Origin of the sequence: Streptomyces sp. LaPpAH-108 (genome assembly GCF_000373625.1) — a bacterium.
GTDB lineage: Bacteria > Actinomycetota > Actinomycetes > Streptomycetales > Streptomycetaceae > Streptomyces.
In genome coordinates, this window is record NZ_KB891995.1 from 395442 (window position 1) to 413479 (window position 18038).

General features: G+C 74.9%; 19 protein-coding genes and 1 pseudogene. 8 read left to right on the forward strand and 12 right to left on the reverse strand.

Annotated elements, in window-relative coordinates:
- Position 1 precedes the first annotated feature (1 nt).
- On the reverse strand, positions 2-1366 hold the full coding sequence (locus tag B079_RS0120830; protein WP_018547771.1) for a hypothetical protein: 1365 nt from the start codon (positions 1364-1366) through the stop codon (positions 2-4).
- Between the two features lie 113 nt (positions 1367-1479).
- On the opposite strand from B079_RS0120830, the gene B079_RS0120835 reads away from it, so the two are divergent.
- Positions 1480-2778: a molybdopterin-dependent oxidoreductase gene (locus tag B079_RS0120835; protein ID WP_018547772.1), complete on the forward strand. Its 1299-nt coding sequence runs from the start codon at positions 1480-1482 to the stop codon at positions 2776-2778.
- Between the two features lie 44 nt (positions 2779-2822).
- Positions 2823-3284, forward strand: coding sequence for a hypothetical protein (locus tag B079_RS36595; protein WP_018547773.1), 462 nt, complete (start codon positions 2823-2825; stop codon positions 3282-3284).
- A gap of 185 nt (positions 3285-3469) precedes the next feature.
- Here B079_RS36595 and B079_RS36600 read toward each other — a convergent pair.
- From B079_RS36600 to B079_RS0120855, 3 genes and pseudogenes are all read right to left on the reverse strand, one after another.
- A pseudogene (locus B079_RS36600) lies at positions 3470-3901 on the reverse strand (class I SAM-dependent methyltransferase); the annotation flags it as partial.
- The gene (locus B079_RS0120850) at positions 3898-4515 is read right to left on the reverse strand and encodes a TIGR04282 family arsenosugar biosynthesis glycosyltransferase (RefSeq protein WP_018547775.1); all 618 of its coding nucleotides are present in this window, start codon (positions 4513-4515) and stop codon (positions 3898-3900) included. The pseudogene B079_RS36600 and the gene B079_RS0120850, both read right to left, overlap by 4 nt.
- A gap of 88 nt (positions 4516-4603) precedes the next feature.
- The gene (locus tag B079_RS0120855; RefSeq protein ID WP_018547776.1) at positions 4604-5335 is read right to left on the reverse strand and encodes a glycosyltransferase family 2 protein; all 732 of its coding nucleotides are present in this window, start codon (positions 5333-5335) and stop codon (positions 4604-4606) included.
- 105 nt (positions 5336-5440) lie between these two features.
- Between B079_RS0120855 and B079_RS32450 the strand changes: the two genes are divergently transcribed.
- The gene (locus B079_RS32450) at positions 5441-6382 is read left to right on the forward strand and encodes a response regulator transcription factor (protein ID WP_018547777.1); all 942 of its coding nucleotides are present in this window, start codon (positions 5441-5443) and stop codon (positions 6380-6382) included.
- Between the two features lies 1 nt (position 6383).
- Positions 6384-7496, forward strand: a complete 1113-nt coding sequence (locus tag B079_RS0120865) for a sensor histidine kinase (protein WP_018547778.1) — start codon at positions 6384-6386, stop codon at positions 7494-7496.
- Positions 7497-7567: 71 nt separating this feature from the next.
- On the opposite strand, the gene B079_RS0120870 is transcribed toward B079_RS0120865, so the two are convergent.
- The 7 genes from B079_RS0120870 to B079_RS0120900 all read right to left on the reverse strand — a co-directional run bounded on the left by B079_RS0120870 (position 7568) and on the right by B079_RS0120900 (position 15201).
- Positions 7568-8557, reverse strand: coding sequence for an NAD-dependent epimerase/dehydratase family protein (locus B079_RS0120870; RefSeq protein ID WP_018547779.1), 990 nt, complete (start codon positions 8555-8557; stop codon positions 7568-7570).
- A 75-nt stretch (positions 8558-8632) separates the two neighbouring features.
- The gene (locus tag B079_RS0120875; RefSeq protein ID WP_018547780.1) at positions 8633-9379 is read right to left on the reverse strand and encodes a hypothetical protein; all 747 of its coding nucleotides are present in this window, start codon (positions 9377-9379) and stop codon (positions 8633-8635) included.
- A gap of 123 nt (positions 9380-9502) precedes the next feature.
- Positions 9503-10420, reverse strand: a complete 918-nt coding sequence (locus tag B079_RS0120880) for a TauD/TfdA dioxygenase family protein (RefSeq protein ID WP_018547781.1) — start codon at positions 10418-10420, stop codon at positions 9503-9505.
- A 93-nt stretch (positions 10421-10513) separates the two neighbouring features.
- Positions 10514-11341 carry an ABC transporter ATP-binding protein gene (locus tag B079_RS0120885; protein WP_018547782.1) on the reverse strand — a complete coding sequence of 276 codons (828 nt, stop codon included), beginning with the start codon at positions 11339-11341 and terminating at the stop codon, positions 10514-10516.
- On the reverse strand, positions 11328-12377 hold the full coding sequence (locus B079_RS0120890; protein WP_018547783.1) for an ABC transporter substrate-binding protein: 1050 nt from the start codon (positions 12375-12377) through the stop codon (positions 11328-11330). The genes B079_RS0120885 and B079_RS0120890 overlap by 14 nt, the downstream gene beginning before the upstream one ends.
- 58 nt (positions 12378-12435) lie before the next feature.
- The gene (locus B079_RS0120895) at positions 12436-13251 is read right to left on the reverse strand and encodes an ABC transporter permease (RefSeq protein ID WP_018547784.1); all 816 of its coding nucleotides are present in this window, start codon (positions 13249-13251) and stop codon (positions 12436-12438) included.
- A 381-nt stretch (positions 13252-13632) separates the two neighbouring features.
- Complete coding sequence (locus B079_RS0120900) at positions 13633-15201, reverse strand: transcriptional regulator (protein ID WP_106432352.1); 1569 nt, start codon at positions 15199-15201, stop codon at positions 13633-13635.
- A gap of 273 nt (positions 15202-15474) precedes the next feature.
- Here B079_RS0120900 and B079_RS0120905 point away from each other — a divergent pair, with 273 nt between their 5' ends.
- From B079_RS0120905 to B079_RS0120915, 3 genes are read left to right on the forward strand one after another with little or no spacing between them, the layout of a single operon-like run.
- A complete protein-coding gene (locus B079_RS0120905; protein ID WP_018547786.1) occupies positions 15475-15774 on the forward strand; it encodes a hypothetical protein in 300 nt (99 codons plus the stop codon).
- Between the two features lie 10 nt (positions 15775-15784).
- A complete protein-coding gene (locus B079_RS0120910) occupies positions 15785-15967 on the forward strand; it encodes a hypothetical protein (RefSeq protein WP_018547787.1) in 183 nt (60 codons plus the stop codon).
- A 9-nt stretch (positions 15968-15976) separates the two neighbouring features.
- A complete protein-coding gene (locus B079_RS0120915; RefSeq protein ID WP_018547788.1) occupies positions 15977-16723 on the forward strand; it encodes a hypothetical protein in 747 nt (248 codons plus the stop codon).
- An 84-nt stretch (positions 16724-16807) separates the two neighbouring features.
- Here the strand turns inward: B079_RS0120915 and B079_RS0120920 are convergent, their stop codons facing one another.
- Positions 16808-17647, reverse strand: coding sequence for a putative protein N(5)-glutamine methyltransferase (locus B079_RS0120920; RefSeq protein ID WP_051095245.1), 840 nt, complete (start codon positions 17645-17647; stop codon positions 16808-16810).
- Positions 17648-17827: 180 nt separating this feature from the next.
- On the opposite strand from B079_RS0120920, the gene B079_RS35270 reads away from it, so the two are divergent.
- Positions 17828-17983, forward strand: a complete 156-nt coding sequence (locus tag B079_RS35270) for a hypothetical protein (protein ID WP_018547790.1) — start codon at positions 17828-17830, stop codon at positions 17981-17983.
- Positions 17984-18038 lie beyond the last annotated feature (55 nt).

Here is an 18038-nt window from a genome sequence, read left to right on the forward strand (position 1 = left end):
CTCACCAGCCGGTCAGCAGCAGATGGTTGACCAGCAGTGCCGTGACCGCCTGGGCCCCGAGCCACACCCGGGGCCCGGGCAGATACGCGCAGGCCGGGAGCAGCCACAGCGCGAACGGCAGCCAGATGCGCTCGGTCTCGGCCTTGCTCATGCCGGACACGTCCGCGACGAGCAGCGCCAGCAGGGCCGCGCCGGTCAGGAGCGCGAGCCGGACGCCCGCCGGGTCGGTACGGCGCCGCAGGGCCGAACCCGCGCGGCCGAGCCCCGCCGCCGTCGCCGGGCCCGTGATGATCGCCGCACAGGCGAGGTTGGCCCAGACCCAGTAGCCGTAGGGGCGGATGCCGCCGACGCCCTGGTAGTAGCGGGTCACCAACAGGTGATAAGCCGTCCACCAGTTGAAGCCGAGCAGCGTGAACACCACGGGGACGACGGCGAGTCCGGCCACCAGCGCGACGAGCAGCACCGGCCGGGCCCGCACCCCCGCGCGGCCGAGCCACAGCACCGCGAGGGCGACGAGCGCGATCAGCGTCAGGCCGTAGGACAGATAGCAGGTCAGGCCGAACAGCAGGCCCGAGGCGCCCGCCCACAGCGGTGAGCGCCGGGTGACCGCGAGGGCGAGACAGGCCAGTGCCCAGGCGGCGACCGCCGCGAAGTAGGCGTCCGCCGAGGCGCCCAGCCAGACCGCGGCGGGCGCGCACACCAGGAAGGGCGCCGCGCGGCGCGCCGTCGGCTCGTCCACCAGGGCCCGCAGCGCGACCAGGACGGCCGCGCCCGCCGACGCGCCGAGCACCACGCACCAGGTACCCGCCCACGCCCCGCCGCCGAGCCCAACCCGGTCCAGGAGCACGAAGGTGACCGTGGCGGCAGGCGGGTGCCCGGCGACATGCGCGGGCCAGTTGCCGGGCACGCCGCTGACGATGTGCTGGTCGAAGTCGCGCAGGGTGGCCGGGATGTCGTGGAAGCGGTCGATGACCCGCAGGTACTCGTTGCGGGTGGTCAGCCGCGTAGCGATCCCGGTGTGCCAGCCGTCGATCAGCGCGAGCGAGAAGATCCACCCGGCCGACGCCGCCCAGGCCGCCCACGGCAGCACGCGCCAGGACAGCCGCGCCGCGAGCGCGGGGCCGTACGCCACCGCGCCCGCCGCGAGCAGCAGCGCGGCCGGGGTGCCGGGGCCCACGTGCGGCTCCCACTCGGCGAACAGCGGCGGCCAGTGCACGAACAGGGTGTGCCGGGTGTCCTGGATATGACGGCCGACCAGCACGGCGGCCGTCACGAGCAAGGCGGCGGCGAGGGCGGCGAGGAGATCGCGGCGGGCCACGCGGGGCGAGCGGCGTGCGGAGTCGGTCTGCGGGGAGCGGTCGATCACACCGGCACGCTAGGCCGCTCGCGTGCGCGGAGGCCGCCGTACGGGCCCGACGTCAGCGTTTCGTCATGGGTCGCGCACCCGTTCCGGCGGGTTCCCCGGCCTACGGTCGGCTCATGCGTGACCGTCCCCGGCTCCCCTCCTCCCCCGCCTTCTGGCGCAGCCCGCTGCGCGGCACCCGCTTCACCGCCGTGCTCGGGCTGGTGCTGCTCGGCGGCATCACCGTGCTGTTCGTGACGGGCCTGGTGTCGTACGCCGCCTACAGCCCGGACCTGTCGCCGGTGAACGACACGACACCGGGCAAGGGGCTGCTGGGCTTCTACCTGTTCGACTGGCCGGCCGGGCCGTCCTGGCTCTACCGGCTCACTCAGGGCGTCCACGTCACGCTCGGCGTCACCCTGGTCCCGGTCCTCCTCGCCAAGCTGTGGTCGGTGGTGCCGAAGCTGTTCGCGCTGCCCCCGGCCCGCTCCCTCGCGCACGCCCTGGAGCGGATCTCGCTGCTGCTCCTGGTCGGCGGCGGGCTCTTCGAGTTCACCACCGGCCTGCTCAACATCCAGCTGGAGTACGTCTTCCCGGGCTCCTTCTACCCGCTGCACTTCTACGGCGCCTGGGTGTTCATGTCCGCGTTCGTCGTCCACGCGGCGCTGAAGACACCGGTGGCGGTGCGGGCGGTGCGGTCGATGCGGGCGGAGGGACCGGGGCGGGCGGTGTCCTCGTCGGGGCAGGCGGTGGGCGGGCGCTCCGCGGTCGCCGACGAGGCGGGCCTGGCCTCCGCGCGCCCGGCCGAACCCACCGTCTCGCGCCGGGGCGCGCTGCGGCTGGTCGGCGCGGGCGCGCTGCTGCTGTTCCTGACCACGGTCGGGCAGAGCCTGGGCGGTCCCCTGCGCCGTACCGCGCTGCTCGCGCCGCACGGCGGAGCCGATCCGGGCGGCGGTCCGAACGGCTTCCAGATCAACAAGACGGCCGCCTACGCCGGGATCACCGAGGCCGAGACGAGCGCGGACGCCTGGCGGCTGGTCGTCACCGGACCGGCCGGGACGGTACGGCTCGGCCGCGCCGATCTCCTCAGGATGCCGCAGCACAGCGCCTCGCTGCCCATCGCCTGCGTGGAGGGCTGGTCCACCGCCGACCAGTGGTGGCGCGGGGTCCGGCTGCGCGACCTCGCCGCGCTCGCCGGGTACGACGGAGGGGCGGCGGATCTGCTCGTGGAGTCGCTGCAACGGCACGGCGCCTTCCGCCGCGCGGCACTGAGCGCCGCGCAGGTGTCCGACCCGCGCTCCCTGCTCGCCCTGGACGTCAACGGCGAGCCGCTGTCCCCCGACCACGGCTACCCGGCGCGGATCATCGTGCCCGCGCTGCCCGGCGTGCACAACACCAAGTGGGTGGCCCGGCTGACCTTCGGAGACCTGCGATGACCCGGTTGCGGCGGCCTGTGATGCCCCGGTCGCGGAGACCTGTGATGTCCCGGTGGCGCCTCCCGGTCGGCAGCCCGCTGCACCTGCTGCTGCTCACCTGCTCGTTCGCGCTCGCCGCCTACGCGGGAATCCGGCTGCTCGCCGGTGACTGGCTCGGCGTCGTCCTGTGGATCGTCGGCGCCGCCCTGCTGCACGACCTGGTGCTGCTGCCGCTGTACTCGGCCCTGGACCGCGCGCTGGTGGCCGGGTGCGGCGCGGCCGGGCACCGCTCGTGGGCGCTGTACGTCCGGGTGCCCGCCCTGCTGTCGGGTGTACTGCTGCTGGTGTGGGCCCCGCTGATCCTCGGCCTGTCCGCCGACCGCTACCGCTCGGCCACCGGGCTCGACCCGGACGGTTTCCTCACCCGCTGGCTGCTGATCACCGCCGTCCTCTTCGGCGGCTCGGCGCTGCTGTTCGTCCTCCGGCTGCGCAGGGCGACGAAACACCGCTCGCCCGCCGCCCACTGAGCCTCCGGCCGCCACCCGGCGCCCCGCGCGAGCCGCAGCAGCGCCGGGGCGCCGATCCGCGCCCAGGGGAACGGCTCGCCCACCGGTGACCGGCTGTGCGTCAGGTCCACCACCCGCACCAGGGCGCGCTCGTCGACCTCGGCGGGACCGGTCTCGGCGATCAGCAGACCTGACGGCCGCAGCAGTTCACGGGCCCGCCGCAGCAGGGCGGGGACATCGCCGCCGATGCCGATGTTGCCGTCCATCAGCAGGACGGTGCCCCAGCCGCCCTCGCCGGGCAGCGGCTCGAACACCGAGCCGCGCAGGGCGGGGCCGCCGAGCCGGTGGGTGCGGGCGACGGCTTCCGCGCTCACGTCGACGCCGAGCACGCTGTGGCCGCGCGCGGCGAGTTCCGCGACCAGCCTGCCCGGGCCGCAGCCGATGTCGAGCACCGGGCCCGCGCAGCGGTCCAGTACGGCCCGGTCCACCGCGTCGGCGCCCGCGCACCAGCGCTCCACCTCCAGCGGCAGCAGCCAGCCGTCGTCCCGGCGCAGGAACAGCGGGCCCCGGCCGGTGCGCAGCGCGGTGGCGTACGGGTCGGAGGCGGCCCAGGCGGGCGGCGCGGTCGTGGCGCTCATGACGCACCGCCGTCCGTACAGTCCGCGAGCCGCGCCGAGAAGGCGCCGTGCGGGACGAGGGCGGCGACCGCGCGGGCGTCGGCGGCGGTGTCCACGTCCCGCAGCCGGGGCAGATCCCGTACCCGCAGCCCGGCGGCGGCCAGCCGCTCGCGCTGCACGGCCCCGGTCTCGGGCACCGACATCGGCACGCCCCGCAGCAGCGCGGGGTCGGGGCGGGCGAGTCCGAGGGCCCAGAAGCCGCCGTCCTCGGCCGGGCCGAACAGCGCGTCGCAGTCCGCGAAGTCCGCCGTCAGCAGCTCCGGGGTGACCTGCGGGGTGTCCATCCCGATCAGCAGCGCCGGTCCCGCGCACCGGGCGAAGGCGTCCGCCAGCCGCTCGTCCAGACCGCCCGCGCACTGCGGCACCACCTCGAAGCCGTCCGGCAGCCAGGGCCCGGGACGGCCGTCCAGCACCAGCAGCCGCCGTACGGCGGGCGCGGACGCCACCGCGCGCAGCGTGTCCGCGAGCGCGGCCTCGGCGAGCGCGGCGGCCTGCGCGGGCGAGAACGGCGGGGTGAGCCGCGTCTTGACCCGGCCGGGGCGTGGTTCCTTGGCGATGACGAGGAGAGTGGTCACCGGTGCCTCCGGAGGCCGGGTCGTGCGGGGCACGGGAGGTTCCGGCCCGCTCGGCGGTGGTGGGTGGGACGCGTCCCGGGCCGCGCGCTCACCGGCGTCCGCCCGCCGCCGTGCGCTCCCGCTCCCCCGCCGGGGCCTCGCGCAGCACCCGGCTCATGTCCCGTACCGCCTGCCAGGTGCCGCGCCAGGTGCCCGTCACCTTGGAGGCGCCGGTGCGCGGCAGATACGGCACGTCGTGCTCGGTGACGCGCCAGCCCGCGTCGGCCGCGCGCACCACCATCTGCAGGGGGTAGCCGCTGCGCCGGTCGGTCAGGCCGAGCCCGAGCAGCGCCTCGCGGCGGGCGGCGCGCACCGGGCCGAGGTCGCGCAGGGCGAGCCCGGTGCGGCGGCGCAGCAGCAGCGAGAGCGCGAGGTTCCCGGCGCGGGCGTGCGCGGGCCACGCGCCCCGCCCCTGCGGGCGCCGCCTGCCGAGCACCAAGTCGGCCCGCCCGGCCCTGACCTCCTCGACGAAGGGCACCAGCAGCGCGGGGTCCAGGGAGGCGTCGCAGTCGCAGAAGCAGACCACGTCGGCGGTGGCCGCGAGCAGCCCGGCATGGCAGGCGGCGCCGAAACCGCGCCGCTCCTCGCGGACGACCGTCGCGCCGAGGGAGCGGGCGATCTCCGCGGAGCCGTCGGTGGAGCCGTTGTCCACGACGAGCGCGCGCCACCCGGCCGGGACGCGCTCCAGCACCCAGGGCAGCGCCCCGGCCTCGTCGAGACAGGGCAGCACGACGTCCACGCCGGAACGGGCGGGAGAGGGGGAGTTGGTCACGGCCTTCACCCTACGAACCCGAACCGGGGCGAACCGGACTTCGGCTCCTTACGAAACGCGGACGTCGGGGCCGGGCCGCGCCCCGCCCGGCGGCGCGGTGCGAGGCTGGAGAACATGCAGCAGCCGTACCCCGCCCCTCGCCCCGGACCCGCCTCCGCACGGGCGCCCGAGGCCACCGGCCGGATCCTGGTCGTCGACGACGATCCGACCGTCGCGGAGATCGTCACCGGCTATCTGGTCCGCGCCGGACACCTGGTGGACCGCGCCGACGACGGCCCCGCCGCCCTCGCCCGCGCCGCCGCCCACTGGCCCGACCTCGTGGTCCTGGACCTGATGCTGCCCGGCATGGACGGCCTGGAGGTGTGCGCGCGGCTGCGCGAACGCGGCCCGGTGCCGGTCATCATGCTCACCGCGCGCGGCGACGAGGACGACCGGGTCCTCGGCCTGGAGGTCGGCGCGGACGACTACGTCACCAAGCCGTTCAGTCCCCGCGAACTGGTGCTCCGGGTGGAGTCGGTCCTGCGCCGCACCCGGCCCGCGCCTGCGGCCGTACCGGCTCCCGCCCCGCTCGCCTCGGCCGGGCTCGCCGTCGACCCGGCCGCCCGCCGCGCCACCAAGCACGGTACGGAACTCGCGCTCACCCTGCGCGAATTCGACCTCCTCGCCTTCTTCCTGCGCCATCCCGGGCGTGCCTTCGGGCGCGAGGAGCTGATGCGCGAGGTGTGGGGCTGGGACTTCGGCGACCTGTCGACCGTCACCGTCCATGTGCGGCGGCTGCGCGGCAAGATCGAGGACGATCCGGCGAACCCGCGGCTCATCCGGACGGTGTGGGGGGTCGGCTACCGGTTCGCGCCGCTCGACGGCCCCGGCGGCTCGGCGGGGGACGCGGGGGCCGGTGAGGGCGCGGTGTCCGGGCTCGCCTCCGAGGAGTCGGGGGGCGACGGTGCCGGGGGCGGGCCGCGTGCGCACGGGGCCGCCGTGTCCGGGGCCGACGCCGACGGATCTTCCGCGACCGGCCCGCGTGCCGACGGCCCCGCCGTCCGCGAGGAGGGCTGACATGCGCGACATGCTGCTCATCGCCCTCTACGCCTTCCTCGCCGCCGCGGCCACCGGCCTGGCCGGGGCGGCCGTCCTGCGGCTCATCCGGCGCCGTTCGCTGACCGCCTCCCTCGCCGTGGTGGCGGGCGTCGGGGTGTTCGCGATGCTGGCGGGCACCATGGCCGTGGCCTGGGCGATGTTCCTGTCCGCGCACGACCTCCGGGTGGTCACCACCGTCGTCGCGATGGCCGCCGTCGTCTCCCTGCTCAGCGCGCTGCTGCTCGGCCGCCGGGTGGTGGCACGCAGCCGGGAACTCACCGACGCCGCGCGCAACTTCGGGGACGGGGACGCCTTCGCCGCGCCCGCCGCCCCGGCCACCGCCGAACTCGACGAGCTGAGCCGCGAACTGGCCGCCACCAGCGCCCGGCTCGCCGCCTCCCGCGCACGCGAGCGCGCCCTGGAGGCGTCCCGGCGCGAACTGGTCGCCTGGATCTCGCACGACCTGCGCACCCCGCTCGCCGGACTGCGCGCCATGTCGGAGGCGCTGGAGGACGGGGTGGCCGCCGACCCCGGCCGCTACCTCCGCCAGATCCGCACCGAGGTGGAACGCCTCAACGACATGGTCGGCGACCTCTTCGAGCTGTCCCGCATCCACGCCGGGACGCTCCCCCTCAACCCGGCCCGGGTCTCGCTGTACGACCTGGTCGGCGACGCCCTCGACGGCGTCGGCCCGCTCGCCCGCGAACACGGGGTACGGCTGGTGGGCGACGGGGTGCAGCCGGTGCCGGTCGAGGTGGACGGCAAGGAGATGAGCCGCGTCCTGGCCAACCTGCTCGTCAACGCCATCCGCCGCACCCCCGCCGACGGCACGGTGGCCGTCGCCGCCCGGCAGGCCCCGGAGGGCGTGGTGCTGACGGTGACCGACGGCTGCGGCGGCATCCCCGAGGCGGACCTGCCGCGCGTCTTCGACACCGGCTGGCGCGGCACGGACGCGCGGACGCCTCCGGCGGGTGCCGGGCTCGGGCTCGCCATCGTGCGGGGCATCGTGGAGGCCCACCAGGGCCGGGCGAGCGTCCGGAACATCCCCGGCGGCTGCCGCTTCGAGGTGACGCTGCCGGCTCCGGCTCACTGAGACCGGCGAGCGCCACGGGGGTCAGCGGGCGTCACGGGGGTCGGCGCGCGTGCGCGAACTCCGCGGAGGCATCAGCGGCCGTGCGCGAACTCCGCCATCCCCTCCGCGAATCCGACCTCCGGCTTCCAGCCCAGCTCGGCCCGCAGCCGCGAGGAGTCGGCGGTGACATGCCGGACGTCCCCGAGCCGGTACTCGCCGGTGACCACCGGCTCCGGCCCGCCGTACGCCCCGGCCAGCGCCCGCGCCAGCTCGCCGACCGTACGCGGCTCACCGCTGCCGGTGTTGTACGCGCTCAGCGTGCCCGGCCGCTCCGGCGCCGCCAGCGCGGTCACGTTGGCGGCGGCCACGTCCCGCACGTGCACGAAGTCCCGCCGCTGGCCCCCGTCCTCGAAGACCCGCGGTGCCGCACCGCGCTCCAGCGCCGAGCGGAAGAACGCGGCGACCCCTGCGTAGGGGGTGTCGCGGGGCATCCGGGGGCCGTAGACGTTGTGGTAGCGCAGCGAGAAGGCGGTGCCGCCCGTGGCGCGGGCCCACGCGGCGGCCAGGTGCTCCTGGGCCAGCTTGGTCGCCGCGTACACATTGCGCGGATCGGCCGGGGCGTCCTCGCCGACCAGGCCGGGGACCAGCGCCTGACCGCAGCGCGGGCACGGCGGCTCGAAACGGCCCGCCGCCAGGTCGGCCTCCGCGCGCGGGCCCGGCCGTACGTCACCGTGGGCCGGGCAGGCGTAACGGCCCTCGCCGTACACCACCATCGACCCGGCGAGCACCAGCCGTCCCACCCCGGCCCGGGCCATCGCGGCCAGCAGGACGGCGGTGCCGAGGTCGTTGCGGGAGACGTACTCGGCCGCGTCGGACACCCCGTCGCCCAAGCCGACTTGGGCCGCCTGGTGACAGACCGCGTCCACGCCGGTCAGCGCCCGGGACACCGCGTCCGCGTCTCGCACGTCGGCGCCGGGATCGTCGCGCACGTCGTACACCACCGGTTCGTGCCCGTGCGCCCGCAGCGCGTCCACGACATGAGACCCGATGAACCCGGCACCGCCGGTGACCAGTACCCGCATACGGCCACGCTAGGCCCGCGCGCCGCCCGGCTCCCGTCGTGACGTCCGTACGTCACGACTCCGTAAGGACGCGGTTCACGGCGTCCACCGCCACCCCGAGGCGTGCAGCGCCTCCGCCCGGTCGACGGCGATCTCCACGCGCAGCCGGGCCTCCTCCTCGTCGCGGAAGTCGGCGGTGGCGGTGTGCTGGGTGGGGTGCTTGCGGTAGAGGGTGCCGGGGGCCGACTGCATCCAGCCGGGGCTGACCGCCTCGCAGCTCAGCACCAGGGCGCCGTCCTCGAAGGCGGGGAGCGCGGGCCAGCCGCCGAGCAGCCGGACCAGGGTGGTACGGGCGGTCAGCGTGGTGCCCACCACCGGCATCTCGCCCCGCTTGGCACCGTCCAGGAGGGCACGGGCGGGCAGCGGGCCGGGCGCGGGGTCGTACGGTCCCGGCACCAGGCTGCCGTCGGGCAGCAGATCCAGACAGGGGGCGACGGTCCAGCTGTAGGCGGGGTGGGCGGTCAGGACCTCGATGTCCCGGGCGAGCGTGGCGGGGTCGGGCAGCAGATCGTCGGCGTCCACGCAGCGCAGCAGGGTGCCGGTGGCGCGGGCCAGACCGAGGGTGCGGGCGCGGGCGGCGCCGCCCTGGCGGCCGGTGCCCCGGGAGATCCAGGGGGCGTCCGGCACGGCGGCCAGCGGGGTGCCGGTACGGCCGTCCTCCTGGAGCACCCACTCAAGGCGCCAGCCCTCGGGCAGCCGTTGCCCGGCCAGACAGTCGTGCAGCTCGCGCAGATACGCGTGCCCTCCGTCGTGGACAGGCGTGAGCACGGTGAGCGTCGGCATGGACGGCGCTTCCCTTCGGCGGGCTCGGTGGGCTCTGAGGCTCTGCAGTCCTCCGGCCTTACGGACGACGTCGGCGGAACCGCAGCGGTTCCGCCGACCCCATCGTGCCCTCCGCAGCGGCTGTCAGCCGAGCGGGGATGTTTCACGTGAAACGGACAAGGTTTCACGTGAAACACCGAACGGGACATCCCCGGCCAGCGTGATCCGGTGCATGACCCGGTGCTGGTCGCCGTAGTCGCGGTTGGCGTAGTGCGCCGTGCTGCGGTTGTCCCACAGGGCGACATCGCCCGGCCGCCAGCGGTGCCGCACGATGTGCTCGGGCTTGGTCAGGTGGGCGTAGAGGATGTCGAGCAGCCCCCGGCTCTCGTACTCGGAGACCCCGGCGATGTGCGAGGTGAAGCCCGGATTCACGAACAGGCCCTTACGGCCGCTCTCGGGGTGCACGCGCACCACCGGGTGCTCCACGGGCACGAGTTCGGTGACGACCTCGCCGTCCCAGAGGTTGCCCTGGCCCTGTCGCCGCTGGGCCAGGTAGTAGCCGAAGGCGCGGTTGCCGTCGTGCACGGCGGTGAGTGTGTCGAGGTGGGCGCGCAGGCCGGGCGACAGCGACTCATAGGCGAGCTGGCTGTCCGCCCAGGTGGTGTCGCCACCGTGCGGCGGCAGGACGACCGCGCGCAGGATGGAGATCGCGGGCGGACGCCGTACGAAGGTGACATCGGTGTGCCACACGTCGGAGAAGCCGTTGTCCTGGCTGTCCAGGGCGTACACCTCCGGTGCCACGTCACCGGAGTCGTGGACCGGGTGCCCGGCGGTGACCTCGCCGAGGCGCCGGCCGAACTCGATCTGCTGGGCGTCGTCGAGGTTCTGGCCGCTGACGAAGAGCACCTTGTGCTCGACCAGGGCCGCGCGGACGGCGGTCACCTCGTCGTCGGTGAGCCGGGCCAGGTCGATGCCGTCGATCTCGGCGCCGAAGCTCGGCCCGAGCTTGGTCAGCGGAAGCTGGACGGCGGTGGCGGGGGAGCGGTCGCTGGTGATGCTCAACGGGGGCTTCCTTTCCTGGAGTTCCGGAAGGGTTCCGGAGGGATTCCGGAGGGGTGCCGTGACGCACGGCTCCCGGTTTCCGTGCGGTCGGGGTCAGGCGGCGGCGGACTTGACGGCGTGCGAGACCCGCGCGCGCAGCTCGGCGAACTCCCGTGACTCGCGCAGCGCGTCGGCGTCCACCCCCGCGCGCGGGAGCGGCACCGGCAGGTCCAGGGCGACGGTCCCGGGGCTCTTGGAGAGCACGACGATGCGGGAGCCGAGGAACACCGCCTCGTCGGCGGAGTGGGTCACGAACACGGTGGTCCGCCCGGTGCGGGCGGTCACCTCGCGCACGTCCTCCTGGAGCCGTTCCCGGGTCAGTGCGTCCAGCGCGGCGAACGGCTCGTCAAGGAGGAACAGCGGATGCTCGGCCGCGAGCGCGCGGGCGATGGCCACGCGCTGACGCTGCCCGCCCGAGATCTCCCACACCCGCCGCCGCTCGGTCCCGCCGAGCCCGACCCGCTCCAGCAGCTCCGCCCGCCGCTCGGGCCACGCGGCGCGCTGGACGCCCGCGTAGCGCAGGGCCAGGTCGACGTTGCCGCCGACCGTGCGCCACGGGAACAGCCGGGGCGTCTGGAACACCACGCCCGCCGCGTGACCGGGCCGGGGCTCGGCGCCCGCCACCCGCACCGCGCCGTCGGTGGGCCGCTCGAACCCGGCGATCAGCCGCAGCAGCGTGCTCTTGCCGCAGCCGGAGGCGCCGACCAGCACCAGGAACTCACCGGCGGGCACCGTGAGATCGACGGGTCCGACGGCGGTGAAGGCGTCGCGCCCCTGGCCGTAGCGATGGCTGACCCGCTCCAGCCGTACGGCCTCCGTGCGGACGTCGTTCCCGGACTTCCCGGACTTCCCTGACTTCGCGGTCAGCTCACTCGAGGCCATCGGGCAGTCCCTTCAGATAGAAGGCCGAGCGGACGGCCCGCTCGGTGGGCGCGGCGTCGATCTGCTTCTGGTCGGCCAGGAAGCGGCCGGTGTCGAGGATGTGGTCGAGCAGCTTGCCGGGGTGCCCCTCGGTGCCGAGCCAGTCGGCGGACGCGACCTGCTCCGGGGTGAGGAACACGCCCTGGGAGAGCTGGGCCTTGGCGTCCGAGGTGCTGATGCCCAGCTCCGTGGCGACGTCCTTGACCGAGTCGTCCGGGTCCGACCTGAGCAGCCGCAGCGCCTCGGCCTCCGCCTTGCGCCAGGCGTCGACCACCTCCGGGGCCTTGGCGATCAGGTCGTCGGACACCACCGAGAGGTCGAGCGTCGGCTTGCCCCCGCTGCCGATCTCCTTGCTGCTGGTCAGCTGGGTTCCGGTCGTGCGCAGCTCGTCCAGCGTCGGCAGCCAGACGTACGCCGCGTCGATGTCCCCGCGCTGCCAGGCGGCCAGGATCGCCTGCGGCTGGAGGTCGACCAGCTTCACGTCGGACGCCTCGAGCCCGGCCTTGTCGAGTGCCGCGAGCAGGCTGTAGTGCGAGGTGGACGCGAACGGCGTCGCCACGGTGCGCCCCTTGAGCCCGGCCACGTCCTTGATGCCGAGCTTCTTGCGCGCGACCAGCGCCTCGTTCTCCCCGGCCACGTCGAGCACGAACGCGACCTTGTACGGGATCGGCGAACTCCCCGCTATCCCCCGCGCGAAGGGGCTGGAGCCGAGCGCCGCGATGTCCAGGGACCTGCCGAGGAACGCCTGGTTGACGCTCGCGCCCGAGTCGAACTTGACCCAGCTGACCGTGTAGCCGGGCAGCGCCTTCTCCAGCAGCTTTCTGTGCTTGACCAGCAGATCGCCGCTGGGGAAGGCGAAGTAGCCGATGCGCAGCCGCTTGCTCTGGCCCGAGGAGGCATCGCTGGCCGAGGAGCAGCCGGTGACGGCGAGGGCGGCGGTGCCGAGCGCACCGGCGAGGAGCAGCCGACGGGAGGGACGGGAGAGGGAGGACGACATGGGGCGACCGTTTCTTTGACGGGGAGGGACGGCGGATCGGAGAAGAAGGAAAGGGTGTTCAGTCCCGTCCGCGCCACGGCACGACGGCGCGTTCGAGGCGGAGCAGCAGGGTGTCGATGACCAGCCCGGACACCCCGATGGCGATGATGCCGACGAGCACGACGGGGGTGTTGTTGTAGTTGGCGGCGTCCTTGACCATGCCGCCGATCCCGGGCAGGCCGTTGACCAACTCGGCCGCGACCAGGGAGGAGTAGGCCACGCCGACGGCCAGCCGCACGCCGGTGAAGGTCTCCGGCAGCGCGGAGGGCACGATCACGTCCTTCACCACGTCCCAGCGCGAGGCGCCGAGCGCGCGGGCCGCCTCCACGAGCGCGCGCGGCACCGCCGCGACGGCCGCTGTGGTCGACACCGCCACCGGCGGGAACGCGGCCACCGCGAGCAGCGTGATCTTCGGTTCCTCGTCGATGCCCAGCCAGATGATGAGCAGCGAGAAGTACGCCAGGGGCGGCAGCGTGCGCAGGAAGGTGATCCAGGGCTCGAACAGCGCGCGCAGCGGGCCGACCGTCCCCATCAGCAGCCCGAAGACCACTCCGGCGACGATGCCGAGCCCGGCGCCGAGCGCGATGCGTCGCAGGCTGATGCCCAGGTGCTCGATCAGCGTGGTGCCGTTGTAGCCGCGCGTCCCGTCGTGCGTGGTGGAGACGTCGACGAATGCCTTCCACACCTTGGCCGGGGGCGGCACCAGCGTCTCGCTCCAGGTCCCGGCCGCCGCCACCGCCTGCCACAGGACGAGGAACAGCAGCAGCGAACCGACCGGCAGCGCGAGCCGCCGCACGCGCGGCCACACGGCACGCGCCCGCCCGCCGCCGGGCACGCCGGGTGTCCCGGGTGTCGTGGGCGTCTTGTCGGGGACGGCTTCGGACAGGGAAGTGGACACGAGGAACCTCCACACGGCACCGGACGACGGCGCTGGAGATCAACAGGAAGGAGCCGGACGGCACCCGCGCGGACACGGGCCGTTCAACGGCCAGGAAAGGAAAGAAAGAGAACGCCGACTACGCGGGAACGCCGACTACACGGGAATCAGCAGCATCCGCGCCGGTGGGGCGAGTTCAGCGACAACACGCGGCCGGGCGTCGGCACAGGTCGATGACCAGGCGTCGCACCAACGGCTCGTGATTCATGGCGCCCATTTGTACAGCAGCCACCCGCGCCCATCAACAGTCCGCCCACTCTGTGGACAGTCCGTCCCACGTCAGAGCAGCGCGCTCGCCCGCAGATGCCCCGCGATCCCCAGCCACCGGTCCGCCGCCGTACGCGCTTCCGGGAGGGTGCCGGGGCGGTCGCGCACCTCGGTGAGGAGTCCGTCGCGCGAGCCCATGCCGAGGGCGTAGACCAGGCTGACCAGGGTCGCGGCGCTCACCGGGTCGCGCCCGCGCAGCCACGCGGCCTGATGGCGGGCGACGGCCTCGCGCAGGAAGGCGTCGGTGGCCTGCCCGGCCGCGACATGACCGAGCGCGCGCACGGCGGCGTACGCGGTGCCACGCGGGACGCCCGGACGCACCGCCAGCGTCTGGAGCAGCCCCCGGTGCCGCCGGTCGCCGAGGACACGCAGCGCCTCCAGGAGCGGCACCGCCACCTCCTCGTCCCGGATCGCCGCGGGCCGCGCCAGCTCGGCGGCGCACGCGTCGGCCAGCGGGGCGCGGTACGGGGTGGCCGCGAGGAGGAACGCGGCATGGAGCCGTACATCGAAGACCGGGCTGGTCAGCGCCTCGCCGACCAGCGTGACCGGCACGGCGGTGCCGCTCGTGCCGTCCGGCTCGACGGACCGGACCCGGGCCGCCACCCGTCGTACGACCGCCTCCAGCGAGGCCGGTGCGGCGCCCGGCGGGGGAAGCGGCGCGGGGGCCCGGCCCAGCAGCGCGCGCAGGTGTTCCGGGTGCGCGGCGGCGACATGGCGGCGCAGCGGCTCGACCTGGTCGCCGACCGGCCCGGAGTCCTGGATGTCGCGCAGCGCGCGGGTCAGCAGCCGTACCTGCTCGGGGTCGAAGTGCCGGTAGCTGACCTTGCGGAAGCAGGCCATCACCGCGCCGCGATGCGCCAGCCGCCCGCTCGGGGCGGTGAGTTCGGCGAGGACGCGCGCGGCGGCGTCCGGGTGGCCGCAGTTGTCCAGCGCGCAGACGATCTCGACCGCCGTCAACCGGGCCCGGCCCGCCGCGAGTTCCGCGCACGCCGCGATGACCGTACGGGCGCCCCGCGGATGGTTCAGCAGCCGGTTCAGGGACTCGAAGCGCAGCAGCCACGGCAGGCCGTCCGCGATCACCATCTCCTCGACGAGCCGTTCCGCGAGCCGGTACCAGGTCCCGGACGGCATCAGCACCACATCGGGCCGTACGCAGATCCCCTCGGCCGGCTGGTCCCAGTCGTCGCCGGTCATCACATCGGCGGAGACGGCCTGTTCGAGCAGGTCCTCCAGGTCGCGGGCGGCGGGTCCGGCGGGGGCGGTGTCGAGGACGGGGCCGGGGGCGAGGTAGCGCCAGACGGTGCGCGCGGTGGCGGTGAGCAGGTTGCGGGGCAGCCCCAGCAGCTCCTCGTACCGCCGCACGGCCGCCCAGGGCACCGGGGTCACGCCCGTCTCCCACCGCGAGACGGTGCTGACGCTCACCTCGCGCCCGTACGCGCCGCCCCGGAACGCCGCCGCGAACCCGGGCAGCGAGCGCAGCGCGGTGTCCTGCCCGAGCAGCCGGTTCACCCGCAACAGCCACGCGACGCGCATCCGCCGCCCCGGCACCCCCGCCGCGCTCCCGCCCCCCAGCGTGCTCATGTCGGACAGTTTGGCAGGAGTGCGGCCACAACGGCCCAAGGGCGGCGAACCTTTGCCGAGGGCAGGCCCCTTGCCGACGGCGGACCTTTGCCGACGGCGGATCGCTGCCGACCGGTGATACCTCAAGTCCCGCCCCGCTCCCCCGCGCGTTGCAGCGCCCGGCGAGCTGTGCAACGCCCCGGTGCGGGGCGCGGGCCGGGCGGTACGAAGGAGGCACCCGCCGCGACGACGACCGGGCGGCGGGCCGGACCAGGGGACAAGGGGAGGAAACCGATGGGGACGGCGTTCGCGCTGACGCACTTTCTCGGGATCGCGGTCGCGATGTGGACCTTCAACGCACGGGCCGGGGGCTCCTTCTGGCACGGGGTACCGCCCCGGCTGATGCTGATCAGCCCCGAGTGGACGGCGGTGAGCATCGGCAAGGCGTTCCTCTGGGAGGTCACGCCGGCCGTGTGGCTGCTGGGCGGCCGGCCGTCCTCGCCCTGGGGCGTACGCGCCGAGAGCCGTTCCGGCCGCGTCACCCGGCTGAGCCCCGCCGAACGCGCCGCCCGCGACCGCGCCACCACCCACTGAGGAGACCACCATGCGCTACACCGGCGACAAGGACGTCCACTGCCCCGACCGCGCCTGCGGCAAGCGGGTCCGCGCGATCCGCTGCCCCCGCTGCCAGGGCAAGGTGAGCGCCTGGACGACGTGCGGGCGGTGCGGGAACTCGGGCTATGTGTGCCCGAATTCGCGGGACGACTTCCACGCGAAGGTGGGGTGAGCGCGGCCCATGGACATTTTCCGCAGACTCTTCGGCCCCGCACAGCTCCCGCCCACCCTGCACGGCTACCAGGCCCCGCCCGGCGCCCTGGCCACCGGCTGGTCCTGCGACGACCCGGAGTGCGGGGGCGGGGGCTGGTTCCCGGACCCGAGGCCCGCGATCCCGCGCCGCTGCGGTCTGTGCGGCAGCGGTACGCACCCCCACCACGCCTGGCCCTGGCAGCACGACGAGCGCCGGGCCGAACTCGACGCCCTGCTGCACCGGGCGGAACACGAGGGCGATGTGCACCGCGCGCCGCTCACCCGGCTGTACCTGATGTGCTGGACGTTCGAGGACCACCTGATGCGCCGCGACCGGGCCACGGCGCTCACCTCCCTGGCCGAGGCGGACGCCCGCCTGCGCAGGGAGATGAAGGAGAACCGCCACCTCACCGAGGGCTCGTTCCGCCTGCTCCTCGTCCTCGGCGCCCTGCGCAGCGGCGACCCGGACATCGCCCTGACCGTCCTGGAACCCTGGGTCACCCTGGCCCACGCCCAGGCCCCCGGTTACGGCACCGACCTGGCCCGCGACAACGCGAGCCGGACCAACTACCGCAGCCTCGTCTCCTCCTGCCTCGACTGGCTCGACGACCCCCGCACCACCACCCACCGGGCCCGCCCCACCGTGACGGCCTGGGCCCTGACGACGGCCCGGGCCCCGCACGTACGCGACTACCTGACGGCCCAGCACCTGGACCGCCTCTCCCAGCTGACCTGACCCCACGGACAGGGGGAGCGGCGCACACCCGGCGGAGCCACGGGGGAGCACCGCCGGGTCAGGTGCGCGCCGCTCCCCCACCCGTCAAGCGGCGGCCCGCCGTGCCACGACGACACTCGCCTCCCGCTCCTCGCACTCCACCACCCACGCGTCGAGCCCGGCCCCGGCGAACATCCCGCGCGTGAGCGGAGCCTGCCGCGCACTGGTCTCCACGAGCAGCCGCCCCCCGGGCGCCAGCCACTCCACCACCCCCTCGGCAAGGCGTCGTTGAACGGCCAGCCCGTCCGCCCCGCCATCGAGACTGAGGACCGGCTCATGGTCACGGGCCTCGGTCGGCAGGGTGGCGAGGGCAGCGCGGGGGACATACGGGGCGTTGGCCACCAGCAGCTCGACCCGACCGCGCAGCACGGCGGGCAGGGCGTCGTAGAGGTCCCCCTCGTGCACGGTCGCCCGGTCCGCGAACAGCGCGAGATTACGGCGCGCGTACGCCGTCTGCACCGGGTCGATGTCGGCGCCGTGCAGCTCGGCCCGCGGCAGCCGCACGGCCAGCGCGGCGGCCAGCGGCCCCGCCCCGCAGCACAGATCCACGACCACCCCCGCGTCCCGCCCCACCCGCAGCGCCTGCTCCAGCAGGAACTCGGTACGCCGCCGAGGCACGAACACCCCCGGCCCCACCGCGATCCGCAGCCCCCCGAACGCGGCCCACCCCACGACATGCTCCAGCGGCTCCCCGGCACACCGCCGCTCCACCATGCCGTCCTCGGACTCCGCCGTCCGCGCCGCGGCATCAAGAATCATCCGCGCCTCCTCCTCCGCGAACACACACCCGGCGGCCCGCAACCGCGAGGCAACAGAGGAAAGAGAAGAAGCGGACCCTACGAAACCCGAAGCATCACCAGCCGCACGAGCGGCATCCACCACCATGTCGTCCACGACAAGCCCTCCAGCAGGGAATCCCGACCATCACCGCGTTGATGGGACTCACCTCCTCGGGCCACCGCCGACCTCCCGCCGACGTACACGCGCGCCCACTATAACGACGCCCTCCTCGGCGAGCACGGTGCGAGGGAGACCGACGCCGAACACGTCGCCGTCGCCCCCGCCATGTCACAGGCGGAGGCGGCCCCGGCCTCGCGCTGCCGCTCGTCGAGCCAGGACCTGACCACCGTCGGGACGTACGCCGAGATGCTGTCCCGCATCGCCGAACCCGCCCTGCTCGGCCTCACGTTGCTCGCGACCCGTGGCCGCGTCAAACGGTGACGGCCGCACCGCGCCTCCCCCCTCCGGAGGACGGGACGCGCGGTGCGGCCCGTCG